The organism is Allosphingosinicella deserti (assembly GCF_003012735.1).
GTDB classification, from domain to species: Bacteria; Pseudomonadota; Alphaproteobacteria; order Sphingomonadales; family Sphingomonadaceae; genus Allosphingosinicella; species Allosphingosinicella deserti.
The window spans coordinates 775,112-799,866 of record NZ_PXYI01000002.1 but is presented as its reverse complement, the minus strand read 5'-3'; the positions used below and the strand labels follow the sequence as shown (position 1 = coordinate 799,866).

Genomic DNA, 24,755 nt, shown 5'->3' with positions numbered 1-24,755 from the left:
ATCGGTCCTGAACCCGCCGTCGCGGGCGGTGCGCCCGCCCTCATCACGAAGCGCCCTGAGCTTCCGCGATTTTCTGGAACTCGGCGAGGATGTCGGAATGATGTTGCGCGAGATGTCGGACCACCCGGACATTCCCGAGCAAACGTGTGACGAACCCGGTCGCGAGCACGAGGTCGAGCTGATCGACGCCGTAATCCTGCTCCACCAGGCGCAACTCACGGTCGAGGTTGCACGTCTCACGCCGCACTGTCTCGATCTGCGCGCGGGAGAGGCCGCGTCTGCGGCGCTTCTTGCCTTCCACCATCTGATCCGCGGGCGTCGCCGCGAGCAGTGACTTGGCGTAAGCGAGCGAATAACGGTTCATCGTGATCATCGCCTGCGCGGCTTCGATCTGCCGGACCGTTTTCATGAAACGCAGCTCGCGGAAAACATTGATAGGCACGTGGCGATCGCGGAGCAGGTCGACCACCTCCGGACAGATACCGATCAGCATTTTCTGCTTGGCCCGAATATGGGCGATATTGACGTTGAGCGCGCGCGCGAGCCGCTCTTCCGGGACTCCCTTCGCGATCGCTTTCAGGATCATCTTGTGCTCCTGGATCGTCGCGACCCGGCTGATGCGCTTGTTGTAGGTGAAAGCCTCGTCGTCGATGGCGACCAGGCATGTCACATCCGTTTCGCCTTGCTCGCGCAAGATCGCGACGCGAACGTGACCGTCCAGAAGGTGATAGAGATCACGATCCTGTGCATCGCGTATAACGGCCGGCGGTTCGACGATCCCGACCTCCGCGATGGACGCGGCGATCTGACGATATTTCGCGGATCGCCTCGTACGGCCCGAAACTTCCCGCAAGGGCCGGATGGCGTCAATGGGGACGCGGACACTCGATTGCTCGAAGCCCAGCACGACCGGCTGCGTGCGGTGCAGCGCGGTCATGCCGCTTGCACGCTGGAGACGCGATCGGCGATCTTCTGAGGCATGGTATCCAGCCCTTCCTCCTTGATCAGCGCGGCGAAGGCCGCATCGGCGGCGAGCCGTCGAAGGGCTTCGGTGATCAGCACCAGCCTGTCCTTCGCACTGTTGCCCCGCCGGATGATCTCGCGCTTGCGCTGGGCATCGTCCTGGTAGGCGCGAACCAGCGCGGCCGAGTTGAGCTTCTCGGGCGCATAGGGCTCGACGGACTTGAGGCGCTTCCCCCGGCGGCGGCGTGCTTCCACCAGTCGCTTGGCAGCGAGCAGCTTCCTGCCGCGCAGCAGGCCCTGATCGTAAGCGCTCTGCAAGGCACGCTGGACGTCATCATCGTCGGCGTCGGCGATCTCGATCGCGACACTGACCGGAAGTGACCCTGATTCCACGGCTCTCAGAAGGCGCTGCTCGCCCGTTTCGAGGAGGCGCGCGACACCGCCCACATATTCCTCCGACAGGCCCGTCTTTCCAGCGATGCACGCAACCGAATAGCCACGCTCGCGCATTCCTCCGATGTCCTGGAGCAGGTCGATCGCGCGGTGCTGCCGCCGCGCGCAATTCTCGACGAGACTCGCGATCAGGCAGTCCTCGGGCTCCGCCTCGACGATGAAAGCCGGTATCTCGGTCTGATGCAGGGCCTGATAGGCCTCCAGCCTTCCCTGGCCGCAGACGAGGTCATAACGCGACCCGTCAGCGTCCTCGGCGCGGGGGCGCACGGTGATCGGGCGCTTCAGACCGATGCGGTCGATATTGTCGACGATCTCTTTGAAGATGCGCCTGTTGCGACTGCGCGGGTTGACGACCGTGATGCCATCGAGCGGGATCATCTCGATACGTGCGGGAAGCGATGGCGCGCTCACACCGCCCTCCCCCACCCGCCCCTCGAGGCCATCGCGAAGAGAGGATCGAGCGTTTCGCAGCGGAAGGCATCCAGATGGACACCGTTGGACGAGCCCAGTCTCAGCAAGCGTCGCTTGCCCCCGAGCTGCGGCAGCAGATAATAATCATGGGGCACGTCATTGCCTTCGGCCATTCGAACGGCGACGGTCAAATCGACCTTCCGACGATCATCGAGGCGCACCCACCAACGTGGGGCTCCAGTCGCTGTCGAACGGCATCGCACCACCATGATCCAGGCGGTAAACTCGTCATTCACCGTCAGGAAGGCAGCCTTCGGATGGCGGCGAACGGCGCCGCCCGCGCGCTCGATACCTTCCACCACGCCTTCAATGATCGCGGGTTGCAGCTGCCGCAGGTCCCGATCGATCTGCAGGAAATCGAAGTTCATGGCCGGGATGAACCCGATCAGAGAGTAGGCCCGCACCAGGCTTCCGAATCGGTGCTGATACGCATCACTGGACGGTGCATCCTCCACCGCGTCGATGATCGTTCTGGACAGGGTCCCGGCACTCGCAAGGATCATCCGGAGGCGGTCGAGCATATTTTCGTCGCTAGGCGGGACCCGCCGTGCCGCGATGATCGCCTGCACGCGCGCGTGAAGGGCCTTGTCCACGATCGCCGGGAAGGCGGCGTCTGCACATATCCAGTCGCGGCGGGCATTGCGGATGCACCTTTCCTTGAGCTTCCACGAGGTTCGTCCCCAGACATTGTCGCCGACATATTTGTCGTTGACGAGGAGGCTGTGCACGCTGCCGCGCGTCCAAAGCCGGCCGAGGTCCGTGGGAATTCTCCGCCTGTTGAGAAGAGCGGCGAGTTCGGTCTCGTTGAGGCCGCCTGCGAACAGGCGATAGATCTCCTGAACGATGGCAACTTCGTCGGGAGGCCCTGGAACGAGTACTACCCGATCGGTCGTGATGCTCTTCTGCTCGCACCGAGCCAGCAACTGCTTTCGGGACCCGTTCTGATCGACGAGGCAGCGTCGGAGCCCGAATCCTGCGGGACCGCCCTGACGATAGCCGCGGCGGATGAGATCCGCCTTGCCGGCGAAGACCTTGACCGAAAGCTCGCGGCTATACTCGCCTGCCATCGCGCGCTTGACCGTCTTGAGGATTGCCGATGCGATGCTGCCGTCATTCTCGAACTGCTCGGCACAATAATGGACGGCAACGCCGCCCTTGCGGCAGCGGAGCTCGTAGCTGGCGGCCTCATCCGGATCCTGGAAGCGGCCGAGCCGGCTCACGTCGTAAACGAGCAGCGCCTCGAAATTCACGCGCTCCTCGTCCACGTCGCACAGCAATTGCTGCAGCGCTCGGCGCCCTTCGAGGATGAGCCCGCTCTTGCCTTCGTCGGCATAGGTCCTGACGATTTCGTATCCATGCCGCTGGGCGTAATGCGCGATGGCCAAAGCCTGGTTGTCGCATGAATAACGCTGATGCTCGGTTGACATTCGCAGATATTGCGCGGCCCGCTTCGTTGGCGGATCAGGGCTTTCGGGGTCGCTCCAGTTGATCGTCATGCTCGGTCGGCTGTCCCGGAGAATAGATCGCGTGAACCATGTAGCGCGGAAGGGTCGGAAACATGTTTCCTAAAAGCGGCAACGTCCTGCCGGGACGGTCGAACCTATGTAGCGAAGCAAACTATATCCTGGAGATCAGCGCTGCGCTTCGTGGTGAGTTGGGCGGCACGCGGACGGCAGCCAAGATGATCATGCGCTGGACAGACACATGCGACCGTACCGCTCGCAATTGGCTCTGCGGAACCGTTGGGCCAAGCGGCTATCATCTGATCCGCCTGGCTCGCCGATCAGATGCGGTGCTGAGCGTCATCCTCGGGTTGAGCGGCCGCGGCGACCTCGCTCTGGTGACGGACATCCATGCGGTCGAGGTGGCCCTCGCCAAGGCCTCAGACACGATCGAGCTCCTGAAGCGGCAGCACAGGCACAAGGCCGGTTGCTCCTGACCCGCGGCTGCCGACGGCAGCCGTGCGGTCCCGTCTCAGCCTCAGGAGGGCCGCCGCTGGCCCAAAGCCCGTTTGAACCGATGCTGGTCCGTTCACGGCTTGGGTGGTTCGTGCTTCACCCGTTCTCGACGTGCCGCCATTCGGATAGCCGAGCGCCGCGCCTCACGGCGGCCTTTGGCCTCGATGACCAGAGCGATCCCGAGGCAGGCACGATAGACCAGCCATCCCAAGCCGCCGAGCAAAGCGGTGGCTGCCGAGCTGATCGCTGAGAGGAAAAGGAGCTGGTCCATCTGGGTGCATCCCGACGCTGACTGGAGCGACTCGGGAGGAGCCGCCTCGATCTCTATGTACCCACAAATTGCGAAAAACGCAAGTGCTTGTTCTATTTTCGTTCCGCCTCCAGGATAGTGAAAGACTGTAGACACCGGCCTCCCTGCGGGCTCAGCGAGGCTCTCCGCTTGCCGAAGGATAGTCAGGGCTTCATCATGTGCAGCTTCACGGCCGGTCGAGCCAAGGGCGGCCCGTGCGCGCGGGTCTAAGGGCACTGCGAAACGAAACCAGGAGCCGCCGCAATCGCGTGCCCGGCCGGCCCATCCCGCGCGATCCATGCCCTTTAGAGCGTTCGTGCAAGTCCCGCGTCAGGGATCCTTGCGCAGCGAAAAGAGCGGGTCCGCCACGGCGGCGGACCCTGACCCCGATGCGTGTCCTGCAGCGGGCGGGCGATGCACAGCAAAAAGACTCGGCGGACCTGAAACAGGTCCCGTGGTCGCGGTGCCGGCGCCGCCCGCCTGCGGAACCGCCGGGCCGCGGCCGGTGACCGCTGCGAGGTAGAAGCGGGTCTCGGCCGGAAGCGACCCGCCGGACTTGAGGTGGGCGGCATAGCGGGCGGGACCTGCATTGTAGGCGGCGAACAGGCCTGGATATCCGAAGCGCTCGTACATCGCGCGCAGATAGGCCGTGCCTGCAAGAATGTTGTCGCCCGGGTCATGGGGATCGGCTCCGAGCCCATGCGCCGACCGCATTTCGGCCCAGGTGCCCGGCATCAGCTGCATCAGTCCCATGGCGCCGGCGCGGCTTGTCGTCGGACGTCCATCGATGCGGGTCCTGCCCCGGCTCTCGGCCCAGATGACACGCTCGATCCACCTTTCCGGTACCCCGAACCTATTCGCTGCGGCCGCGATCTGCGGCCTCCAGCGGAGCATGGGCGCCTCCCCTGGATCGGCCCGCGCCGGAATTTCCCCGAGCACCAACGCAGCCAGAGCAAGGGCTCTCAACGACGCCATGTGAGGCTTGCCTTCCCGATGACATCGCTGGCGAGCGTCGGCCCGAAATAGCGCCCGTCGAACGAGCCCGTGCTCCGCGCCATGAGCAGGAAGATCATCCCGCGCGCAAGCCGCACGCAGCCGTCCCAGCGAGGTAGCGGCCGCCCGGCGGCGTCGGCGGTCAGGCGCAGCGCGACCGGTGCGCCGTTCACCCGCACGCTCTGCCCGGACGCGCAGATCGTATCGCCCTCGACGGCCGCAACCCGCTTCACCAGCGGCACGTTTGCGGCGAGATAGCCCCGGCGGGCGGCAAGATCCCGCGCCGCGGCCGGAGGCCAGGCCACGACCATGTCGCCGCGCCCGGGCTGCTGCCCGGGCGCCACGACATAAAGACCGATCGGCGCGCTCGCGCTGACGTTCCAGACCAGCCGAGGCGGAGGCGGCAGCATGATCGTGCCGCCAAGACCGACGATACCGACGGCCACGACCGCGCAGCGACTCCACAGCAGCTTGCGCCTGGACCGCGCGGCGCGGAGGCTGTCACCCCAGGCGAAGAGCGGCAGGTCCCGGCGCTCAGCCATGATTCCCTGCCCGCACCTGGCCGGCCGACCAGGATTCGATATCGTCGATGTGGTAGCGCCAGGTCCGGCCATGGAGGCGGCACCTTGGCCCGGTGCCGGCACGGCGGAACCGCTTCAGCGTCCAGCAGCTCAGCCCGAGATGGAAGGCTGCCTGCTTGGCGGTCAGGAAGGGACAGGCCTCACAGGCGGCCTGCGCGCGACTGGCCATTTCGTTCACCGGATCGCTCCCAATGCGCGGCGCATCCTTGCACCGACCGGTACGGCTTGAACCGATCGAGCGGGATCCGGGAGGGTCGGAAACGGGCGCCTGCGATTTCGACCCCGGCGCGCCCGAATTCACCCGGGTTGGTTCGCCCGATCGGCAGGGTCGACGGGAGCTCGCGCCCGCCCTCACCGGTCGCGAGCAATACCCGCATTGGCCAGTGTCGGGTGCGCTTCACGCCCTTCGTGGAGCAGACTTCGACCCGATGAAGAATTGCACCTATCACCTTCGACGCATGAGGTCGCGATAACCTCCCCGGGCCATTGCCCGTGCTTCGCGCACGAGCCGCCGAACCCGTGACCGCAGCGAGTCCGACCCGCCGTTCCAATCGCTCGCGATCCGCCCTGCCCCGAACAGCGCCTCGCCGATCTCACGCTGGCTCGCGCCCGCCTTCAAGGCGTCGTGCACGCGGAGCATATCGATCAAGCGGCCGATGCGGGCATCGGGCGGAAACAGTGACCGCGCAAAGCGTCGATAGCGGGCGACATGGAGGAAGCGGCGCAGCGGCAACAGCCGTGCCTGGGCAGAAACCATGCCCCGCATCTCATATCGAAGCATCACCGCCTCGTTGCCCGTCAGCCGCCCTTTGTCGACGTCGAGGCGGATGTGGTGCCATCCGTCGGAGAGCACGACATGCTCGTGTCCGACGCTATCCGATACGATCGTGAGCCAGGGTGCGATCCAAGCAAGGTGGAGACTTTCCGGATCCCTTGGATCCGCAGGAGAGGCCGTAATCGGGATGGTGCCCGGATCGAGATCCGCATGCCAGAGGATCCGGGCCGCGGTTGCCTCGCGATCCGGATGCTCCGCGAAAGTGCAGCCCCCAGGTGAGTGGATCGTCCTCGCTTGACCCGCGCTCTCCGCCGGTCGCCGTGCTCGCGCGCACCTGCCAGGCCGCATAAGCCGGATCCCGGCGAAGCCATTCCCACATGAGCCCGGCACGGTCGATACCCCGCAGTCGCACGTAGCGCGTCCCTTCCCGCCAGTCGCGACTTGCACCTGCGGACTCGTCGAGGCTCATTCCCGCTGCTCCGACGGCTCTCCGGTCCGCACTTCAAGAAGAATGGCAAGATCCCATGCCGCACCATCTTGGAGATATCTGCGCCTGGTCCGCCGCGCCCCACCACTTTTTCTGTCGTTACGCGTGTGGTATCGAGCGGCCATCTCCGGACTCGCCGGATGCCGGCCTGAGAACCCGTCATCCGGCCCACACGCACTGGAAAGGGCGATCGCCGGATGCCCGGTGGCTTGAGACGCCGCCGGCGGTCGCGACACGGCCCGATGGGCATGCACGCAATGGCGATGCGGTTCCTGCATCTTGTCGAGGCGTCCGCCACACCCGACGATCTTGCAGCGGCGATGGCGGCAGTCACCGAGGAACTGGGGTTCCAATATTTTGCGCTCACCCACCATGTCGACATCCTCGCGGCGCGCGGCACGGCAATCCGCCTGCACAATTATCCCGCACAATGGGCGGATTATTATGATGCGAATGTGCTCGGGCTCTCGGACCCGGTGCACAGAGCCAGCCATGTCACCAGCAAGGGTTTCTGCTGGTCCAGCATGGCCATGATGATACCGCTCACGGCCGCCGACCTTAGGCTGCTTCGGCTCGGGCGCGAGCAAGGCCTCGGCGACGGCTTCACCGTGCCCGCGAACGTCCCCGGCGAGGCGCGCGGGTCCTGCTCGTTCGCGAACCAGGCGGGCCGCCCCATGCCCGAATTGATGCTCCCCCTCGCCCAGCTCGCCGGCATCTTCGCGTTCGAGGCAGCGCGGCGCCTGTGGACGGGGCGCGGCCGCCTGCAGGATCCCCGCCCGCCCGCCCTGACGGATCGGCAGCGCGATTGCGCGCTCCTGGTCGGGCGGGGCAAAAGCGACTGGGAGGCCGCGCAGATCCTCGGCATCAGCGAAGAAACGGTTGCTTGCCATGTCAGGCAGGCCTGCGAGCGGCATGGAGTGAACAAGCGGACATTGCTGGTGGTCCAGACTCTGTTCGACGGAACGCTGACCTTCACCGATCTCTTTCGCCGCTGATATCCCCCTTTTCCGGGATAGCGGCGCCGGCGCCCTTTGCGCGACCCTTGGCGGATCAACGTCAGGGAGCGACAAACATGCTGCATCTGCTGCGATCTGCCGGGCACCCGGAGTCCGACGAAGCGCTCGGCGCGATGTTTCGCGCGCGCAAATCCGTCTTCGTCGACCTGCTCAAATGGGACGTTCCGGTCCTCGGGGGCACCTTCGAGGTGGACCAGTTCGACGACGTCCATGCCACTTATCTGATCCTCCTGGACGATGACGCACGTCATCTCGGCTCGGCACGCCTGCTGCCGACCACGCGTCCGCACATCCTTGGCAGTCTCTACCCCGAGCTCTGCGCTGCCGCCGTGCCGCGTGGCCCGGACATGTTCGAGGTGACACGCTTCTGCCTCGACCGGGGGCTCACCGCCTCGGGACGCCGCATCGTCCGCGACACCTTGGTCGCGGGGCTGGTGGAGCATGCCCTTGCTCGCGGGATCACGGCCTACAGCGCGGTCGCCGAGATCGGCTGGTTCCAGCAGATCCTGGCGTTCGGCTGGCGCTGCAGGCCGCTCGGTCTGCCGCGCATGATCGAACGCAGGATGCTCGCGGCGCTGCGGATCGAGATCACGCCCGAGACGCCCGGACTGCTTGCAGCCGCAGGCATCAGGGCAATGCCGGTTCCGGCGGGCGAGCGCCGCCTCGCGGCCTGAGCGAAAGGAGAGGCAAGATGCGTGATGTCCTCGAGATGGCCGGTAAAGTCGACCTTCATGCAAGCGCGCTCGCTGGCCAGGGCTTTTGCATCATCCCCGATGCCCTGCCGTCATCCACCGTCGCGGCGCTCGACCAGGATCTCGCCGAGCCCTTCGCCTGCACCCCGTTCGGGCAGGGCAGCTTCTACGGAACGACGACAAAAAGGTTTGGCCGCCTGCTCATTCGATCGGCGCTGTCGGCGTCGCTGGTTCAGCATCCTTTGATCCTCGCCATCGTCGAAGGATTGCTCACCCCATGGTGCGACCGCATCCAGCTCAACACCACGCAGGCGATCGCAGTGCATCCCGGTGCGCCCGCCCAGCTTCCCCATCGCGACCAGGATATGTGGCGAGGGCCCGTCGGGCAGATCGAATATCTGGTGAACGTGATGTGGCCGCTGACGCCGTTCACCAAAGAAAATGGAGCGACTCTGGTCTGGCCCGGCAGCCACGGCCCACGCGCGCTCGCACCCGAGCCCCCGGAAGGTCCGCTTGCCGCCGAGATGCAGCCCGGCTCGGCCCTTCTGTTCCTCGGTTCGACCCTCCACGGGGCCGGCTCCAACCGCAGCGGCGAGGTCCGGCGCGGCATCGTGGTCGGTTATTCGCTCGGCTGGCTGAAGCCCTACGAGAATCAGTGGCTGGCCTATCCGCCCGCGGTCGCGCGACACTTCCCGCCGGAGCTCGCAGCGCTCGTCGGCTATCGGCAGCACCGACCCAATCTCGGCAATTACGAAGGCCAATGCCCCTCGGTCCTGCTCGGCGACGGCTTCGATCGCCCGCTGGGCGCGATCGATGCGCTTCGCCCCGACCAGCAGCAGATGGTCGAGGCCTATTCGAACGCGCGGCGCCCTGCATCATGAACTCGGGGCCTACCGCGGAGCGCGTCCATGAAGCGCTCAAGGCCCGGATCATGGGCCGGGAATTCCGGCCCGGCGACCGGCTCGACCCGAACGCCCTTGCCGCGACCTTGTCGTCGAGCGTGACGCCGGTGCGCGATTCGCTCCACCGGCTGACCGGCGAGGGGCTGGTCGAAACCCGGATGGGCGGGGGATTCCACCTTCCGTCCATCGACGCGCCCGGCTTGCAGGACCTCTATGACTGGTCGGCCGACCTGCTCGCACTCTCGATCAGGGCATGGCCGCGCTCCCCCTTGCAAGCGGGTGCCGACCGGCCTGCCGCGGAACGTCCGCTGGCTGAGCGGGTCGGCCACGTCTTCCTGGCGATCGCCTGTCGGTCCCCCAATGGCGAGCATGTCCGCGCGATAGACCGGCTCAACGCCCGCCTGCACGCGGTGCGGACGATCGAGGCGCATGTCCTCGATGCCGTCGAAGAGGAGCTGGCCGGCGTCGCGGCCGCCGTCGCGAGCGAGGAGCGCGAGGCACTCAAGCGTCTCGTCGGGCGCTACCATCGCCGCCGGCGCCGCGCCGCGGCCGAGATCGTGCGAGGCGTTTACCGGACGCAATGAAGGCCAGCCGTCCAAACAATCCCGATATAGAATCCATATAAAATTCGGATAGCGGCAGAGGCGTCATACTCTCCAGGGGCTGCGAAAGTCCGCAGCAGCTCACAGGAGTGTGTCATGGAACGCGAAGACCAGATCATCGACCTCGGCGCGGCCAGCGTCGAAACCCTGGGCGCCGGCGGCATCCCCGTCGACGAGCAGCTCGGCCAGTTCGAAACCGGCCTGTCCGACGACTGAAGGGTCGGCGCGCGGTTCCTGCCGCGCGCCACTCGCCGGACACGGGCCATGGGCTATGTTCTCCGCACCGGTATTTCGTTCTGCGACGTTGGCGGCCGGCTTCTGTTCCTCGACACGATTGCAGACCGCTATTTCTGCCTCGGGTTGGACGGTGAGGCGGCCTTCCGGTCGCTGATCGTCCGGCGGGCCCCTGCGCAGGGCGAGGGCGCTGCTCTCGCCGGGCTGCTTCGATCCGGGCTCCTCGTCGAGACGGGGAGCGATCAGGTGCCATGCCCCTTTTTGCCGCCCGACCCTCCGACCGGCAGCCTGCTTGATGAGGCCGGCGCACGCATCCGCATCCGCGACGTGGCCGCCGCCACCGCGGCACTCGCGCTGGCGCGCCGGTCGCTTCGCCGCCGCGGCCTTCACGCAACCTTATGCAGGCTTGCCGAAAGAAAAAGCGAAGCCGACGAAGTATCGGTCAGGCGCCTTGGCGGCATGGTCGCCGCCTTTGAATATACCGCGCGGCTGGCGCGCTCGCATGACCAATGCCTGATCCGTTCGATCGCCGCAGCCCAGCTCTTCCGGAGGCGGAACCTGCCCGCCGACCTGATCATCGGCGTGCGCTTGCGCCCCTTCGCCGCCCATGCCTGGGTCCAGACCGGCCCATGGCTGGTCAACGACCGCGTCGACACCGTCAACACCTACACGCCGGTCCTTTCGCTGTGATGCGCCGTTTCGCCGCCTTGTTGCACCCGAAGGGCCGCCTCGATCCGGACCTGCAGCGGGGATTTGAGAAAGGTCTGCGCGGCGCCGGCCTGAAGCTCTGCTTCACCAGCGACCGTGCCTGGGTCGCGTGCGCTCAGGACGCCCCCATCCAGCTCGACGGGCAAGGGATCATCCTCGGAGCGCTGTTCCGGCGCGACGGCGTCCGCGCCCTCCGGGAGGTGGGCGCCGACGAGGCGGCGCGGATCGCGGCCACGCACGGGACGCGTCTCATCGCGCATCATTGGGGCCCCTATGTGGCGATCCTGGTCCCGCCGTCAGGGGGCGTGATCGAGATCGTTCGAGCGCCTCTGGGCGAATTGCCCTGCTACGTCTACCAGACGGCCGGCGCGACCGTGATCGCCTCCGACATCGACCTTCTCGTCGCCTGCGGCGGGCTAAGGCCCGCGGTCGCATGGGAAGAGGTCGCCCAGCACCTCCTGGTCCGCGACACCAGGCGCGCGGAGACCTGCCTTCAGGGCGTGCGCGAGTTGCAGGGCGGTCAGCGGCTAACCCTCGGGCCGACCGCATCGGCGACCGAGGCGCTCTGGACACCCTGGTCCTGCGTGCACCCTCGGATCGATGACCCGGACGAAGCGGCTCAGCGGGTACGCGATTCCGCGCGCGCCTGCATTGCCGCGCGGGCATCGCAACAGCAGCGGATCCTGCTCCTGCTGTCCGGAGGGCTCGACTCGTCCGTTGTCGCCGCCTGCCTTGCCGATGCCGGGGCTGCATTCGACGCTCTCACACTCGTCACGCGCGAAAAAACGGGCGATGAACGATCCTATGCGCGGCTCGTCTGCGAGCAGCTCGGCACGACCCTGATCGAGGCGCAACGTGACGTGTCCCGGGTCGATGTCGCCCGCTCCGGCGCGCGTCACCTCCCCCGACCGACGGTTCGTCTCTTCGTCCAGGAGTCGAAGCGCCTGATCGAAGCGGCTTCCGTTGGGGCCGGTTACGGGGCGGTCTACACTGGCGGCGGGGGAGACAATGTCTTCTGCTCGCTGCAATCCTCCGGTCCGGCCGCGGACCGCTTGCTGGTCGCCGGGCCGGGACGGGCTTTCCTGCGGACCGTCGGCGACATCAGCCAGCTCGCGCCGGCGAGCCTGTGGGCTGTCGCAAGCGATGCGGTCAGAAGGGCATGGCTCGGCAAGCCGGCGCTCCGCCACGTGCCCGATGCGACTTTCCTGTCCCGGCAAGCACTGGCTTCGGCCGAGCCGGCGCGCGAGCATCCCTGGCTCGATCTTCCCGAAGGCGCGCTACCGGGCAAGGCGATGCATGTGCGCCTGCTCGCCTTCGCGCAGAGCTTCGTCGAGGCGACCGATCCGCAGGACGCACTGCCATCGGTTGCCCCATTGCTTTCCCAACCCCTTGTCGAGACCTGCCTTGCGGTTCCGAGCTGGCTCTGGTTCGAGAATGGCAGGAACCGGATCGTCGCGCGGCGGGCCTTCGCCTCAGACCTGCCTGCCGCCATCGTCCAGCGTCGGTCCAAGGGGACGCCGGACAGCTTCGTCGCCGCCATCTTCGAGACCCACCGCAGCACCATCCGCACGATGCTGGCGGACGGAATGCTGGCGGCGAACGGCATCATCGACCTTGCCGCGGCGCTGCGTATCCTCGACGACCCCAGGCCCGCGCAGGGGGCCGGGTTCCGGCGGGTGCTGGAGCTGGTCGACGCCGAAACATGGGCACGCGCCTGGTCAGGGCGGTGAGGCGGTCCGGTCGGCGCCGAGGCGCATCCGCGCCCACCGCAGATATTGCGCGGCCTTGCCCGGGTCCGCGTCGACCCGATCCTGGAGCCAGAACGCGAACCAGTCGAGATTGCGCTGGTAGATTGCACGGCGGTGCGCCGGCTGCCACTTGATATGGTGCTCGCCCGGGAAGACGTACATTTCCACGGGCTGCTCCGCCTCGCGCAGTGCGGTGAACGTCTCGAGCGCGAGCAGATACTCCCCGTCGGCAAGCTGCATCAGCAGCGGCCGATCCATGCGCCCGGCGTTGAGCGCCATGGAGTAAGGCCGCCAGAAGTCCGGAGCGGGCGTCGTTGCCGGCGGATAACCCATTGCTCGCATCGCATCGGCATAAGCGATGCCGCCGTAGGTCATGACGGTGTTCGGCTCGATGCAGCAGCTGCTGATCGACGCTGCGGCGAACATGTCCGTATTGATCAGGGCGAAGCGCGCCGTCGAGGCGCCATCGCTGAGCCCGGTGATCCCGATCCGGGCCGGGTCGGCGATCCCGGCCGCGATCGCCCGGTCGACGCCCGTCACCAGCGAGGACAGCAGGCTTCTGCGTTCGGCCCAGTCCTTTGCGTTGATCGCGTTGACGTCATCATAGGATGTCACCCCGGCTGCGCGCGCCGCGACGAATACGGGCCGCTCGATGCTCAGCACGGCGAAGCCCCGCGCGGCGAAGGCATGGATCGGATTTTCGTCGCCGGTGCCGCCGCGCAGGAAGCCGTCACTATGATATTGGACGACGATCATCGGCAGCCTGGTTCCCGAGCGATGGTCCGGCGGAAGCACCAGATCCCCCCAGGCTTCCAGACCCAGGTGGTTGCGCCAGCGCAGGCGTTCGACCTTGCCCAGCCTGATCGCTCCGAATTCGGGATTGGGATCGAAGACCTTCTTCAGCCGGCCGTTCGCCGAATCGACCAGGACCAGATGGCGGGGCACGACGGCACTTTCGGACGTGCAGAGCAGGAGAACGCCCGCCGGCGTACAGCCGAGCAGCACGTCGCTGGTGAGCAGCACCCGCCGCGGCGCGGAACCCGGAACCCACCGGTAGAGGCCGAGCTCGCCGTTCGCCCAACCCTCCCGGCGCAAGAAGCGGACCTCGCGGCCTTCGCCGTCCCACCAGAGGCCCGTGAACCCGCCATCGCAGCGCGGGTCGCGACAGGTGACCGTCCTGCCGGCCGCGTCGGTGGCAAGCAGCCGCAGGGGGCTGAGCGGCGAGGGATCGCGCCGTTCCGTCCAGGCGCGCCGGCCGCTTGCCGATAACGCCGCTGGTGCGATCGGCTGGCCGGACAGGTCCTGCATCGGCACCAGAGCGCGTTCGTCCTCGATCGCCGGCACGACTGCCCCGGTCTCCGGGTCGATGGTGAAGGCCTCGCGCGCCGCCGTTCCGGGAAGCAGCGGCCGCGGGGCCACCTCCGGGGCGAAGCGCGCGTCGTACAACCAGCCGTTCCGGCCCTCCTCGTCGATGGATCGCGCCGCACGGGCGCGTTCCGGACGCGTGACGTAGACGATCTTCTTGCCGTTGGCCGACCAGGCGAGCCCTTCGACGTCCGTCTCGGACCGGGTCACCTGCTCGGCCCCGCTGCCGTCGGCTCGGGCGCGCCAGACCTGGGTGATGCCCTGGTCGCGCCGCTGGTATGCGATCCAGCGCCCGTCGGGCGACCAGACGGGGGTCAGCAGCGTCGGGAAGCCGTTCGCGACGACGAGGTTGCGGGCAACGACGCTGTTGATGATCATCTCGCCGCCGCGGTCCAGGATCCGGGCGGGTGCTCCGGCCAGGCCCACCGCGACGAGGGCACGGCAATAGAGGTTCCTGTCCGGATCGGCCCGGCTGATGATGAAAGCGGCCTCGCCGCCGCTCGGCGAGACGGCGAATGGCGTCGGCTGGCCGAACATCGCCCCGTCGGGTTGCCCCACGTCGCGAAGGCGAAGCAGGTCGTCCGTGGTGACGTCCCGTTCCGGGCCGATTGCCCCAGCCGCGGGCGGCGGCAGGACATCGTCGCAACCGGGCGTGGCGGACGCGGAGCCGAAGCCGATGATCAGCGATAGGAGGATGAGCAGCGTGCACCGGCGCGCACGCCTCGCTGTCCGTGCGCCTACCATGACTTGGCGATCCCGAAACCGACGAACCGGCCGACCGGCGAGTAGTTGGTCGAATCATAGGCCGTGTCGGAATAGACCGACGTCGCAATCCTCCGGGGATCATCGCCGAAGGCATTTTGCAGCGTGAGGCTGAGTTCGAGCCCGCGCAGAGATCCGTGCCCCTCGCCGAACACGTAGCGGGCGGTAAAATCGAACGCGGTCGTGCCGCCGACCCGGGTGGGCGGGTTCGCACGGATATCGTCGACACCGCCGATCCGGCTGGCGGCGGCATTCAGGGTCAGCCCGCTCTGGGACCAGGTGATGCTCCCGCGTCCGCGCCAATGGGGCGGGTTGAAGAGAGTCCCGGCCCTGGCAAGCACCGGCGCCTCGGGCGTGAGTTGCTGGCTGCTCTCGAGGTAGGTCGCGTTGAGCGAAACGGAGAGCCTTCCGCCATTGCCGATGTCCATGCCGTAGTCGGCCAGCAGATCGACCCCGCGGATCGCCTGGCGCCCGGCATTGACCGCGCTGTTGTCGACGATCGCCACCACGCGTGCAGGGTCGAAGGGTCCACCCGAGACGTTGAAGAATTGCGCCGCGTCGGCGATGGCGGCAGCGACCCGGTCGGGCCCGGGCGCGCGCGTCACCCAGGGCGCATTGAGCGGATTGCTCAGCGCCTGGGAGGAGAAGCTGATCGGAACGACGATCCGGTCGGTATAGCGTATCGAGAAGTAGCCGAGCTGGATGCGCAGATCCGGCACCGCGCGCGGGTTGAATTCGATCGTGGCGGTGCGGGTGCGGGCACGTTCCGGCTCGAGCGCCGGATTGCCGCCCTGGAGCAGCAAGGCGGTCGAGCCCGCGGGCGAGGCAGGGCCGCCGAGGCTCCTCGCCGGATAGAGAAGCGCGCTTCGGACCTGATATTGCTGGAACAGCGTCGGCGCCCGGAAGGATTTGCCCCAGCTTGCCCGTAGGACGATGTCGGTCAGCGGTGCGTAGATCAGCCCGATCTTGGGCGTGGCGACCGCGTCCACGCCGGGGTAGCGCTCGTACCGGACGGCAGCGCTGAGATTCAACCGGGCGACCCCGGCGATTATCTGCGCCGGGGAGACGAGCGGCAGATTGAGTTCCCCATAGACATAATGGCTGTCCTGCGAGGCTTCGACATTGTTGATATTGCCCGCCCCGCGGAAAGCATCGAGGCTGTTGTCCCGATAGCCGAGGCCAAAGGCGACCTTGGCCGGTCCTGCCGGCAGCCTGAACAGAATGCCGTCTCCCGACACTTCCGCCGAGCGGCCGGTGTTGCAGTAGCAGACCGAGGCACTGCTGGCCTGCACATTTCCCGTGTAGCTGTCGCTGCGCAGGCGCACCGTCTCCTCGCCATGGACACCGGACAAAGCCAGCTGCCAGTCCCGGCCGAGGTCGAGCGTGAAGGACGGCGCGACCGCGATGGACCGGCTGGTCGATCGCTGTTCCGTCCGGCTGACCGCAAGGTCGCCCGCGGCGTTGAGCGGGAAGCCGGAGCGGCTCCAGCGCTTGTTGAACAAGGCGTCGACGGAGAAACGCAGCCGATCGGTGATGGCCTGATGCCCGGCCATCGCCACCGCGTGCCGTCGAAGCGCCGGAAAGATGGTCACGCCCGGCCGCGAGGCGGCGTAGGAGCGGTCGTCCGACAAGATAGCCGAGCCCCGCGCATATTCGTAGGCGGCGATCAGCCCACCCGTCGTCCATCTCCGCCCGGCGACTGCGCCATATTGCTGCTGAAAGTTGCCTCCGTCGATCGATCCGCCGATATTGGCGCGCGCTTCGAGGCCATGATAATCGCGCTTCAGGATGATGTTGGCGACGCCCGCGACCGCATCCGAGCCGTAGAGCGCCGAGGCACCCTCGGCCACGATCTCGATCCGGTCGACCATGCCGAGCGGGATCGACGACACGTCGATGCCCTGGCGTGAGCCGTTATAAGCGAGGCGGTGGCCGTTCAGCAGGGTCAGCGTCGCGTCGCTGCCGAGGCCGCGCAGGTTGATCGTGTATGCGCCTCCGACATCGGTGCCGCTGCTCGACGGCACGTTGGCACCGACACCCGGATTCTGGCCACCTCCGAAATTCTGCGGAATGCTTCGGGTGACCTCGCCGAGGCTGGTCTGGCCCGCATTCCGCATCGCCTCCTGGTCGAGGCGGATGACCGGTGCGGCGACCGGGGCGCCGCGGATCCGGCTTCCCGTGACGACGATGCCCGAGCCTGACTCGTGCGACCGGCTCTCGGACGCCGGGACCGGCTCTATGATCAAGCCGTTCGCGACGGCGCGGTGCCTCAGGCCCGAGCCCGCAAGCAGGGCGTCGACTGCTTCCTCCGTTGTATAGTCGCCCTCCAGTGCCGGCGCGCTCCTGCCGCCGACGACGTATGCCGGAGCCATGATGCTGCGCCGCGATGCCATGGCGACCGCCTGCAGCGCGCTTGCCAGTGGTTGCGGCGGCAGCCGGTAATGTTGCCGCTCGAGCGGCCTCGCAGAAGCCGTGGCCGGGTTGAGAGCGGCCGCAGTGATTGCGGCAGACATGTGAACGGCGATTGCTGCTGAGCGCAGTATTTGCATCGACACCTCCCCTTGCGACGCACGCAGACGGCATCGCTTGGGGACATCGACACCGCAGGCGGGCGCGACCCTGGGATTATTTTTGCGTCTGCCGATGAGGCTCCAGCAGGAGCGCGCCATTGCGGGAGGCGAGGTCCAGGTCGAACGTGGCCGCGAGCATGCGCGCCAGCCCCTGCGCATCTCCGGCGCGGAAAGTGCCGGAAAATCGCAAGGCGCCGACCTCGCGGTCGGACAGGATGATCTCGATGTCGGTGTAGCGATTTGCCGCTGCGGCAACCTCTGTCAGTGGTGCGTCGACGAAGGACAGCATGCCCGTGGGCCAGCGCACATCTTCCGGCCGAAGCCGTGTCGGCAATCCCACCGGACGCGACGCATCCAGTGCCACCCGCTGCCCGGGCTGAAGCAGGCTCGGATCGGCTGTCCTGCGGCCTTCGAGCGCGCCCGCGCTTCTCACCTCGACGAGGCCGCGCAGGAGGGACACCACAGCCTTCGGTCCCTGCACGTCGACGTCGAAAAGCGTCCCGAGCGCGGTGACGGTCCCTCCGGCTGCGTCGACCACGAAGGGACGCTTCATGTCATGCGCGACGTCGAACCGCGCACGGCCTTGCTTCAATGTCAGCCGCCGCTCGCTTTGCGTGTAGGCGACCGACAGGACAGTAACGGTGTCAACGACGACGCGCGATCCATCGGCCAGACGGATCGTTTGTATCTCACCGGTCCTGGTTGCGATCGCGGTCGACACCGTGTCACCCGGGCGAAGTTCGGCGAGCCGCAGCCAGGCGGCGATGCAAAAGACGAGCAGCACGAGCGACGCCGCTGCCGCAAGCGCATAGGTCGTGCGGCGGCGATATGCTGATCGCGCCCCCGGCGCGGCCGGCGCGGTGGCAGCCGCCAGATGTTCTGCCAACGCCATCTTCTCCCAGTTGGCGAGGAGTTCGTCATAGATGTCGGCGTGCCGCGGATCGGATGCATACCATTGCTCAAAGGACGCATGATGGTCGGCGCCGTCGGGCGATCGCAGGGCAACGAGCCAGGCGACCGCCTCCCCGCGCACGCCCTCGTCCACGGATTTGTCGGTTCCGCGCCCGTCGTTCAACGGGACCCCAGCGCGCGATTGAGATGGGTGAGTGCCTTCGACATGTGCCACTCCACGCCCTTTACGCTGAGAGCCATGGTCGTGGCGATCTCGTTGTAGCTCAGGCCCTCGAGGCGGTGGGCGAGGAAAATTGCTCGCGTCTTGGGGCTCAGACGCATCAGTGCAGCCTGGAGCCGGTTCAGCGTATCGCGCGCCTCCAGTGCCGTAACCGCATCCGGTGCAACCAGCAACGCATCCTCGGCGGGAACGTGCCGGGCGAGCGAACGCTGGAGGGCCGACTTGGCCCGGCTGCGCAACAGGTTCGCGGCAATGCGATTGAGGTAAGCTTCCGGCCGTTCGATCGACTGGTCCGGGCCGGCCGCGGCGCGGGCCAGCAGGGTGAAGCTCTCCTGCACCAGGTCGTTGACATCCTGCCGGTCGGCCCGCCGCGCGAAATAGCGAAGCAGTCTCGGCGCTTCCCGATGATAGAGGTCCCCGAGCGCGGGTAAGGGGGCATGACGCGCGCGGCTGCCCGACGGAAGCGGATCGCCGTCCGTGAGCCCGGGCGACGTCAAGGCTCTCAAAACGTCGGGGATCAGGCGCATCGGCCTGCTCCTCTCGCCCTGCGGGCCCCGCCTTCTCCAGACGGAGACTCGTTCGATGCAGCAGCCATGCCCGCCTCGCCTCTTGGTTCGAGGCGATGCCGGCGGGAGCCGGGTGTTGAGAACATGCTTGAGGCACGCGCCGACGCCTTTGGCCGCACGCGGCTTGGACATCCGCATCGGCCACCCGGCCGCCTTAACAGCGGGTCTAGTCTCTCAAGCGAGGTTCTCAAGCCTCGGCGCCGCAGTCACGGCGCACTTGAAACTAACATCGCGCGAGTCAAACAGGCAAGTCAAATCAATGCCCATTGTGTCCGGCCACAGGGCCGTCGCGCCCGACATGATCAAGATCGTGAACCAAGGCCGTCAACAACGCTGCCAGACTTCACGAGACCCTGAGGGGTTCACGGCTGCCGATCAGCTGGTCATCGCAGACGACAGCAGCCAGAAATCCGCGGCTCTCTCGAACCGGTCTTGGGGGGCAGTTGCTTCAGCCTTGCGATGATCACGACAGAATTGAAGAAAGCTGAGGATCGGGAGAGCCGGAGTGATGAGAAAGCCCTGGATCAGATCGCAGCCCATCACCCTCAGCAGGGCGCGAGACGACTCACTCTCTACGCCCTCCGCCGTGACCTCCATACCCAGGCCATGTGCCAAGTCGATCGTGGAACGTACGATCAGGGGGTCGCGATGGCTCTCAGCCAGATGCGTGATGAACTGGCGGTCTATCTTGAGTTCCTGCACCGGAAGCTGCTTGAGATAGTTCAGGGACGACATGCCGGCCCCATAATCGTCGATCGAGACCCGCACCCCCGCATCCGCCAGGAGCCGAAGATTGGACATTGCGATCTCGGGATTGTCGATCACCGCCGTTTCGGTGATCTCGATGCCGATCCTACCATTCGCTCCCCCGATCATTTCCAGGAGCCGTTTCGTGAATGACTCATCACCAATCAACCGGCCGGACACATTCACATAGACGGGGAGGTCCGACCCGCAGCGCGCCATGAGCATCTGATCCTTGATCGCCTGCTGCAGCACCCACTCCGTCATCTCCCGGATATCGCCCGTTTCCTCGGCGATCTGAACGAAGTCGTCCGGAGCGATACGCCCCCGAACCGGGTGTTCCCAACGGATCAGCGCTTCCGCAGCGTCTATTGAATTGTCCTGAAGCCGAACCTTGGGCTGGTAGGCGAGCATGATCTCGCCGTTGGCGAGGGCAGCTCGCATTTCCGACATCATGGTCAGTCTGTCGGAAGGGTCTCCATATTCTACCTCGCAGAAGCAAGCGGACCTCCGGTGAGACGCCAAGGCTTGATCCAGAGCGATCTGGGCCTGCTCGGCCACTGCCCGCAATTCGGCAAGTGCTGCGGGCCCGGCATAGCCGAAGGTTATCGTGACATCGACGACATGGCCTCCGACCGCGACTGAACCTTCGGCTCCCGCACGAAGTTGCTCCAGAAATTCCAGGGCTTCGTCTTCCGTGCGTGCTTCGAACGCGATCCCAATCGTGTCCGGCGACATGCGGTCGATAACGATCTCGTCGGCACACCCGGCGAGGCGCTCGGTCAGTTCGCGAACGAGCTGGTTGCTGTGCGAATGTCCGATGGTCGCGCGCACGGCGTTGTAGCGGTCGATGCGCAAGGCTGCCGCGAAGACGTTAGGGCCGTTGCCGGCAAGAGGACGTTCGACGTGCCTTTCCAACAATCGCCTGCGCCACGACCCCGCCGCTCCCTGGAAGGGCGCGATCTCAGACACAGGAAGAAGTCCACGGCCACCGTCGCGCTTTGCGGCGTACATGGCTGCGTCGGCCTCCGCCAAGGCATCGTCGATCGAGGCGCCTTGCCGCACGCATGCCACGCCGATCGACACGCTCAATTCAACATCGAGATCGCTCCCGAGATGGATGGGACGCCGCGCGGCTGCTTCCAGGCGTTGTGCCACCCGCTCCGCGAGATCGTCTCCTTGCTGGTGGCGGATAACGCAGGCGAACTCATCGCCTCCGAACCTGACTATGAGAAGGTCATCATGGTCGCTTTGCACGGCACGGAAGCGAGCGCCGATTTCCCGTAGGACGATGTCCCCAGCCCGGTGCCCATGGGTGTCGTTGACTTGCTTGAAGTGGTTGAGATCGCTGATGAGGACAGTGAGGTCACTCCCATTCAGCCGAGGGTCGTGCTTGCTTGCAAAATCCTCGAGTGCTCGCCGGTTCGGCAGGCCGGTCAGGATGTCCAGACGCGCTGCCGCATCGGCTTGCTCCTTGAGGCTCTGGACCTCGGCCACGGCGTGGCGAAGCTGGCGCGCATCATGGTAGGACAACCAGGCGCCCGCACTTGTCAGCACCAGAGCGGTCGTGAGAAGCTCGTCGAGCTGCAATGCTTCGTAGTGAGCTGAGAACCCGCAGAACCACTCGAAGAAGTTCAGCTGCGCCAGCACTAAGGCCACGCCCGCGGCCCCCAGGAGAACCAGACGGCGATCAGGAATGTAGCTTGCCCGCATCTTACCTGACCTGTCCATCTGCACCCACGGCAGCCTCGACCTGAAGGTCAGAAGCCCATTCTGAAGCGACCGCCAACGACCATCCCGCTGTTCAACGAATCCTGGGACGTGCCCTGCAGCTGGAAGCGACCAAACGCACTCATCTCACCGGCACCCTTAAGGATCGGTGCACCGTAGAGAAATTCCGTGAACAGGGGTCGCTTCCCGGCTGAGACGCCGATCTTCTCCGTGACCGGGCCGATCTCTCCCGTGTTGCGGTCGACAACCTTGATCACCGTGTAGTCGAGGCTGCCGCTTTCTACGTGCATCGCCTGCGAGACAGAAAGCCGCGCCCGGTCCATTCTGCCGAAGATCCCGGCCTTGGCGAAGGCGACCTCGGAAGCTGTGCTCAGCAGACCGCCGTCGGAGACAGCGAGATTCTGGCGGCTGCCGTTCGAGGTCTGTGTGCGGCCCACTGTGGCCGAAGTCGCGACGCTGAGGCCATGTCCCAGCTCATAGTCGAGGCCGAACGTTGCCCCTTCCGTCGTCGAGCCATGTCCCAGATCATTCCGGTCCAAGGATTGAACGCCGAGCAGCGCGCTGCGCTCGCCGACCCTCGTGTAGCTGGCGCTGACCACCATTGCCTCGTTCACCCGGTGCGTCACGCCGATGTTGACGCCGCTCGCCTTGTAGCGATTGACGTCGCGGTAGAGGCTGTTCTCCAGGACGGACGCATTGCGCCAGTCGCGAGTCAGCGTCTTCTCCGTCCCGCCGATCGTCAGCGTGGTCTTCCCGTCAAGCGCCACGTCGGCCCCGGCATAGGCGCCGCCGGACGCGATGCCGAGCACGGGGTTCACGCCGCCGGTACGCGAGTCATAGCTCGAGAACAGGCCAAAGCTCTCGCGGCCGCCGAGCAGGACCGCACCGTCGCCATAGCCCACGCGCACGCCGAACTTGTCCGACGGTGTCGCCAGGCGAACGGACGACTGGTACGCCACCCCGCGCCTGGAGAAGCCGAACGCGGCGCTGCGCGGCGCGAACGACATGGACAGATTGAGGCCCATGCGGTTCTGCACGGGCGCAGCGCTCGTGATGAAATTCGTGAACTTGCCCTTCGTCGGAGTTCCGCTGGTGTTAACCCAGTCGACCATGCGATCGTAGAGATAGGCTTGAAACTGCTCGTTGGCGCCGTTCACGTAAAGGGTCTGGTCGACGAGCTTGGACGACAGCGGGATGGCGAAATCACGCTGTGATCCGCCAGCAAGCCGTTCGAACGTGTAGAAGAACATGTCCTTGGAGTCCCACTTGCTGGTATCCGCCTGTGTGACCGTCTTCTGCACGCTGTCGACGCTCTTCTCCGTCGGCTTTTTCCCGTCCCACTGGTACCAGACGAGCTGATCGAAGCTCTTGGGCGATTGCGCCGCCTCGACGTCGATGAGGCCTGCACCATAGACGCCGTCCACGCCGGGCGCGCCGAGATCCTTGGCCGTGCTGGTGATGATATCGACGGTCGCCTGCGGATTGCCTGCGAGCCAAGGCCAGCGGTCGAGGAGCAGCGCCACCGTGCCTGCGACGATCGGCGCCGAGAAGGACGTACCGGTCTGACGCGTCACACCGCCCTGGTCGTCCGAGACGAGGATCAGCTCGCCGGGTGCCACGACGAAACGATATTTGAGCTTGTTCTGCTCGCTGCACGCGCCGGTGCCGGTCAGCAGGCACGCCTCCCCCGGACGATTGGAGAATTCGGAGATCTTGCCCGTGGGGTCGACGGATCCCACCACGAGCAGGGCCGGATTGTTTGCCCAGTCCCACTTGATGTTTTGGGTCTGCGTGATGCCGTCATTGCCGGCAGCCTTGATGAACACTGTGCTCTTGAGGTTTGCAGCCACACCCGGGCTCGAGAAAACCTTCGACCAGTCGGCTTCGAGCGTCCAGCCGGGAGTGCCAAGCGACATGTTGACCACACCGGCCTTGCCGCTGAGCATGGCGACTCCGCGCGTGATGTCCTCCCAACCCGCGGTTCCGCTCTCGTCGAAAGGATTGAAGGCGACCACCGAGGCCTCGGGAGCGATACCCATCACGCCCTTGCCGTCATGGGCGGCGACCATGAGGCTGGCGACGCCGGCGCCATGACCATTGGTGAAGTTGGATACGCCGTCATAAGCAACGACGTTGTTGCGGATGTCCTGGTCACCGGCCACGACGAAGTCCAGCAGGCCGATGACGGCGTCCTTGCCATCGCCCTGAACCTGGGTGAGCGAGGGCGTCCAGTCCACCGTTTTCATCCAGTGGTCGGCATGGTCGGTGCCGGAGTAACCCATCAGCCCGTCATACCAGTCAATGAAGAAGTGGGATTGTTCGGCAGGCGTGAGCGCGGCAAGCGACGCCGGATTGTTGGGGTCGATGCCAAATCGCGTGAAGAGCTTCTCGGCGAAACCTTTGGAGAAGGACGTGCCGGTCTCAGCGGTAACAGCCTTGCCCCACATCGTCTCCGACTTGGTCACAATGCCCTTCAACTGGGTTGCGATTGCGGCATACTTCGTGGGGTTCGAGGCGTAGGTGCCGGCGGTCTCCCAATTTGCGCTCAACGCCGACCAATCGTTGCCGAGATCTTCCCAGAACGGACCGACCTTGTCGTATGCGGGCGCGCCGACCACTTGCGCGGAGACGATCGGGTCGACGGCTCCCCAGAACGCGCGAATATTGCGATAGAACGGATCGACGTCACCCCAGAATGCCCGGATGTTCCGGTAAAACGGGTTCACGTCGCCCCAGAAGGGACGGATGTTACGGTAGAAAGGCCGGATGTTCCGGTAATAAGGCTGGACGGGCTTCGCAGCCGCTGCGGAGGTTCCCTGCGCCGAAGCGGCCGAAGTCTGCGCCGCAGTCGTCTGAGCAAGGGCAGGAGCCGGCAGCACGGCGCCGCACAGGATTGATCCGGCAAGTAGAGACGCGCGGTTGATTTTCATGACGTTGCCCCGTTGAAACATTGGAGCACCGTGCGCAGAAAACCTTTACCCGAGAACTGATTAAGAGCCCTAAAATGTCGTTA

23 protein-coding genes are annotated in these 24,755 nt (G+C 66.0%); 8 read left to right on the top strand and 15 right to left on the bottom strand.

What is annotated here, in order from left to right:
- Window positions 1–43 precede the first annotated feature (43 nt).
- From C7I55_RS08110 to C7I55_RS08100, 3 genes are read right to left on the bottom strand one after another with little or no spacing between them, the layout of a single operon-like run.
- Window positions 44–937 carry a plasmid partitioning protein RepB C-terminal domain-containing protein gene (locus C7I55_RS08110; protein WP_106512353.1) on the bottom strand — a complete coding sequence of 298 codons (894 nt, stop codon included), beginning with the start codon at window positions 935–937 and terminating at the stop codon, window positions 44–46.
- On the bottom strand, window positions 934–1,827 hold the full coding sequence (locus C7I55_RS08105; protein ID WP_233222102.1) for a plasmid partitioning protein RepB C-terminal domain-containing protein: 894 nt from the start codon (window positions 1,825–1,827) through the stop codon (window positions 934–936). The genes C7I55_RS08110 and C7I55_RS08105 overlap by 4 nt, the downstream gene beginning before the upstream one ends.
- Complete coding sequence (locus C7I55_RS08100) at window positions 1,824–3,383, bottom strand: recombinase family protein (RefSeq protein WP_106512352.1); 1,560 nt, start codon at window positions 3,381–3,383, stop codon at window positions 1,824–1,826. Before C7I55_RS08100 ends, C7I55_RS08105 begins: the two co-directional genes overlap by 4 nt.
- Window positions 3,384–3,445: 62 nt before the next feature.
- Here C7I55_RS08100 and C7I55_RS08095 point away from each other — a divergent pair, with 62 nt between their 5' ends.
- The gene (locus C7I55_RS08095; RefSeq protein WP_146150961.1) at window positions 3,446–3,826 is read left to right on the top strand and encodes a hypothetical protein; all 381 of its coding nucleotides are present in this window, start codon (window positions 3,446–3,448) and stop codon (window positions 3,824–3,826) included.
- A 92-nt stretch (window positions 3,827–3,918) separates the two neighbouring features.
- Here C7I55_RS08095 and C7I55_RS08090 read toward each other — a convergent pair whose 3' ends face one another.
- The 6 genes from C7I55_RS08090 to C7I55_RS29440 all read right to left on the bottom strand — a co-directional run bounded on the left by C7I55_RS08090 (window position 3,919) and on the right by C7I55_RS29440 (window position 6,952).
- Window positions 3,919–4,116: a hypothetical protein gene (locus C7I55_RS08090; protein WP_106512350.1), complete on the bottom strand. Its 198-nt coding sequence runs from the start codon at window positions 4,114–4,116 to the stop codon at window positions 3,919–3,921.
- 348 nt (window positions 4,117–4,464) lie between these two features.
- The gene (locus C7I55_RS08085; RefSeq protein ID WP_408640590.1) at window positions 4,465–5,028 is read right to left on the bottom strand and encodes a lytic transglycosylase domain-containing protein; all 564 of its coding nucleotides are present in this window, start codon (window positions 5,026–5,028) and stop codon (window positions 4,465–4,467) included.
- Between the two features lie 68 nt (window positions 5,029–5,096).
- Window positions 5,097–5,669: a S26 family signal peptidase gene (locus tag C7I55_RS08080; protein WP_106512348.1), complete on the bottom strand. Its 573-nt coding sequence runs from the start codon at window positions 5,667–5,669 to the stop codon at window positions 5,097–5,099.
- Window positions 5,662–5,877, bottom strand: a complete 216-nt coding sequence (locus C7I55_RS08075; protein ID WP_106512347.1) for a helix-turn-helix transcriptional regulator — start codon at window positions 5,875–5,877, stop codon at window positions 5,662–5,664. Before C7I55_RS08075 ends, C7I55_RS08080 begins: the two co-directional genes overlap by 8 nt.
- Window positions 5,878–6,153: 276 nt before the next feature.
- A complete protein-coding gene (locus C7I55_RS28740) occupies window positions 6,154–6,561 on the bottom strand; it encodes a DNA -binding domain-containing protein (RefSeq protein ID WP_158266335.1) in 408 nt (135 codons plus the stop codon).
- A gap of 19 nt (window positions 6,562–6,580) precedes the next feature.
- Window positions 6,581–6,952 carry a transcriptional regulator domain-containing protein gene (locus tag C7I55_RS29440; protein WP_408640589.1) on the bottom strand — a complete coding sequence of 124 codons (372 nt, stop codon included), beginning with the start codon at window positions 6,950–6,952 and terminating at the stop codon, window positions 6,581–6,583.
- 275 nt (window positions 6,953–7,227) lie between these two features.
- Here C7I55_RS29440 and C7I55_RS08060 point away from each other — a divergent pair, with 275 nt between their 5' ends.
- The 7 genes from C7I55_RS08060 (at window position 7,228) to C7I55_RS08030 (ending at window position 12,854) form a co-directional block, all read left to right on the top strand.
- Complete coding sequence (locus tag C7I55_RS08060) at window positions 7,228–7,965, top strand: LuxR family transcriptional regulator (RefSeq protein WP_106512496.1); 738 nt, start codon at window positions 7,228–7,230, stop codon at window positions 7,963–7,965.
- Between the two features lie 77 nt (window positions 7,966–8,042).
- Window positions 8,043–8,660 (top strand): acyl-homoserine-lactone synthase, encoded by a 618-nt coding sequence (locus tag C7I55_RS08055; RefSeq protein WP_106512344.1) that lies wholly within the window; start codon window positions 8,043–8,045, stop codon window positions 8,658–8,660.
- Window positions 8,661–8,677: 17 nt separating this feature from the next.
- The gene (locus C7I55_RS08050; protein WP_106512343.1) at window positions 8,678–9,559 is read left to right on the top strand and encodes a phytanoyl-CoA dioxygenase family protein; all 882 of its coding nucleotides are present in this window, start codon (window positions 8,678–8,680) and stop codon (window positions 9,557–9,559) included.
- On the top strand, window positions 9,556–10,164 hold the full coding sequence (locus C7I55_RS08045; protein WP_106512342.1) for a GntR family transcriptional regulator: 609 nt from the start codon (window positions 9,556–9,558) through the stop codon (window positions 10,162–10,164). The genes C7I55_RS08050 and C7I55_RS08045 overlap by 4 nt, the downstream gene beginning before the upstream one ends.
- Window positions 10,165–10,278: 114 nt before the next feature.
- Complete coding sequence (locus C7I55_RS08040; RefSeq protein ID WP_106512341.1) at window positions 10,279–10,398, top strand: benenodin family lasso peptide; 120 nt, start codon at window positions 10,279–10,281, stop codon at window positions 10,396–10,398.
- Between the two features lie 48 nt (window positions 10,399–10,446).
- A complete protein-coding gene (locus tag C7I55_RS08035) occupies window positions 10,447–11,106 on the top strand; it encodes a lasso peptide biosynthesis B2 protein (protein WP_106512340.1) in 660 nt (219 codons plus the stop codon).
- On the top strand, window positions 11,106–12,854 hold the full coding sequence (locus C7I55_RS08030) for an asparagine synthase-related protein (protein WP_158266334.1): 1,749 nt from the start codon (window positions 11,106–11,108) through the stop codon (window positions 12,852–12,854). The genes C7I55_RS08035 and C7I55_RS08030 overlap by 1 nt, the downstream gene beginning before the upstream one ends.
- Here C7I55_RS08030 and C7I55_RS08025 read toward each other — a convergent pair.
- The 6 genes from C7I55_RS08025 to C7I55_RS08000 all read right to left on the bottom strand — a co-directional run bounded on the left by C7I55_RS08025 (window position 12,843) and on the right by C7I55_RS08000 (window position 24,672).
- The gene (locus tag C7I55_RS08025) at window positions 12,843–14,981 is read right to left on the bottom strand and encodes an Atxe2 family lasso peptide isopeptidase (RefSeq protein WP_106512338.1); all 2,139 of its coding nucleotides are present in this window, start codon (window positions 14,979–14,981) and stop codon (window positions 12,843–12,845) included. The genes C7I55_RS08030 and C7I55_RS08025 overlap by 12 nt on opposite strands.
- Window positions 14,975–17,548, bottom strand: coding sequence for a TonB-dependent receptor (locus tag C7I55_RS08020; protein ID WP_158266333.1), 2,574 nt, complete (start codon window positions 17,546–17,548; stop codon window positions 14,975–14,977). The genes C7I55_RS08025 and C7I55_RS08020 overlap by 7 nt, the downstream gene beginning before the upstream one ends.
- Window positions 17,549–17,624: 76 nt before the next feature.
- A complete protein-coding gene (locus C7I55_RS08015; RefSeq protein WP_158266332.1) occupies window positions 17,625–18,614 on the bottom strand; it encodes a FecR family protein in 990 nt (329 codons plus the stop codon).
- A gap of 26 nt (window positions 18,615–18,640) precedes the next feature.
- Complete coding sequence (locus C7I55_RS08010; RefSeq protein ID WP_106512335.1) at window positions 18,641–19,228, bottom strand: RNA polymerase sigma factor; 588 nt, start codon at window positions 19,226–19,228, stop codon at window positions 18,641–18,643.
- Window positions 19,229–19,642: 414 nt separating this feature from the next.
- Window positions 19,643–21,724, bottom strand: a complete 2,082-nt coding sequence (locus C7I55_RS08005) for a GGDEF domain-containing phosphodiesterase (protein WP_158266331.1) — start codon at window positions 21,722–21,724, stop codon at window positions 19,643–19,645.
- 47 nt (window positions 21,725–21,771) lie between these two features.
- A complete protein-coding gene (locus C7I55_RS08000; RefSeq protein ID WP_158266330.1) occupies window positions 21,772–24,672 on the bottom strand; it encodes a S8 family peptidase in 2,901 nt (966 codons plus the stop codon).
- Window positions 24,673–24,755 lie beyond the last annotated feature (83 nt).

What these genes read in the sequence shown, in the direction of transcription:
- C7I55_RS08110 (WP_106512353.1), bottom strand. Translation starts at nt 937, where the DNA reads ATGACCGCGCTGCACCGCACGCAGCCGGTCGTGCTGGGCTTCGAGCAA.
- C7I55_RS08100 (WP_106512352.1), bottom strand. Translation starts at nt 3,383, where the DNA reads ATGACGATCAACTGGAGCGACCCCGAAAGCCCTGATCCGCCAACGAAG.
- C7I55_RS08095 (WP_146150961.1), top strand. Translation starts at nt 3,446, where the DNA reads ATGTTTCCTAAAAGCGGCAACGTCCTGCCGGGACGGTCGAACCTATGT.
- C7I55_RS08090 (WP_106512350.1), bottom strand. Translation starts at nt 4,116, where the DNA reads ATGGACCAGCTCCTTTTCCTCTCAGCGATCAGCTCGGCAGCCACCGCT.
- C7I55_RS08085 (WP_408640590.1), bottom strand. Translation starts at nt 5,028, where the DNA reads ATGCTCCGCTGGAGGCCGCAGATCGCGGCCGCAGCGAATAGGTTCGGG.
- C7I55_RS08080 (WP_106512348.1), bottom strand. Translation starts at nt 5,669, where the DNA reads ATGGCTGAGCGCCGGGACCTGCCGCTCTTCGCCTGGGGTGACAGCCTC.
- C7I55_RS08075 (WP_106512347.1), bottom strand. Translation starts at nt 5,877, where the DNA reads ATGGCCAGTCGCGCGCAGGCCGCCTGTGAGGCCTGTCCCTTCCTGACC.
- C7I55_RS29440 (WP_408640589.1), bottom strand. Translation starts at nt 6,952, where the DNA reads ATGAGCCTCGACGAGTCCGCAGGTGCAAGTCGCGACTGGCGGGAAGGG.
- C7I55_RS08060 (WP_106512496.1), top strand. Translation starts at nt 7,228, where the DNA reads ATGGCGATGCGGTTCCTGCATCTTGTCGAGGCGTCCGCCACACCCGAC.
- C7I55_RS08055 (WP_106512344.1), top strand. Translation starts at nt 8,043, where the DNA reads ATGCTGCATCTGCTGCGATCTGCCGGGCACCCGGAGTCCGACGAAGCG.
- C7I55_RS08050 (WP_106512343.1), top strand. Translation starts at nt 8,678, where the DNA reads ATGCGTGATGTCCTCGAGATGGCCGGTAAAGTCGACCTTCATGCAAGC.
- C7I55_RS08045 (WP_106512342.1), top strand. Translation starts at nt 9,556, where the DNA reads ATGAACTCGGGGCCTACCGCGGAGCGCGTCCATGAAGCGCTCAAGGCC.
- C7I55_RS08040 (WP_106512341.1), top strand. Translation starts at nt 10,279, where the DNA reads ATGGAACGCGAAGACCAGATCATCGACCTCGGCGCGGCCAGCGTCGAA.
- C7I55_RS08035 (WP_106512340.1), top strand. Translation starts at nt 10,447, where the DNA reads ATGGGCTATGTTCTCCGCACCGGTATTTCGTTCTGCGACGTTGGCGGC.
- C7I55_RS08030 (WP_158266334.1), top strand. Translation starts at nt 11,106, where the DNA reads ATGCGCCGTTTCGCCGCCTTGTTGCACCCGAAGGGCCGCCTCGATCCG.
- C7I55_RS08025 (WP_106512338.1), bottom strand. Translation starts at nt 14,981, where the DNA reads ATGGTAGGCGCACGGACAGCGAGGCGTGCGCGCCGGTGCACGCTGCTC.
- C7I55_RS08020 (WP_158266333.1), bottom strand. Translation starts at nt 17,548, where the DNA reads ATGCAAATACTGCGCTCAGCAGCAATCGCCGTTCACATGTCTGCCGCA.
- C7I55_RS08010 (WP_106512335.1), bottom strand. Translation starts at nt 19,228, where the DNA reads ATGCGCCTGATCCCCGACGTTTTGAGAGCCTTGACGTCGCCCGGGCTC.
- C7I55_RS08005 (WP_158266331.1), bottom strand. Translation starts at nt 21,724, where the DNA reads ATGCGGGCAAGCTACATTCCTGATCGCCGTCTGGTTCTCCTGGGGGCC.
- C7I55_RS08000 (WP_158266330.1), bottom strand. Translation starts at nt 24,672, where the DNA reads ATGAAAATCAACCGCGCGTCTCTACTTGCCGGATCAATCCTGTGCGGC.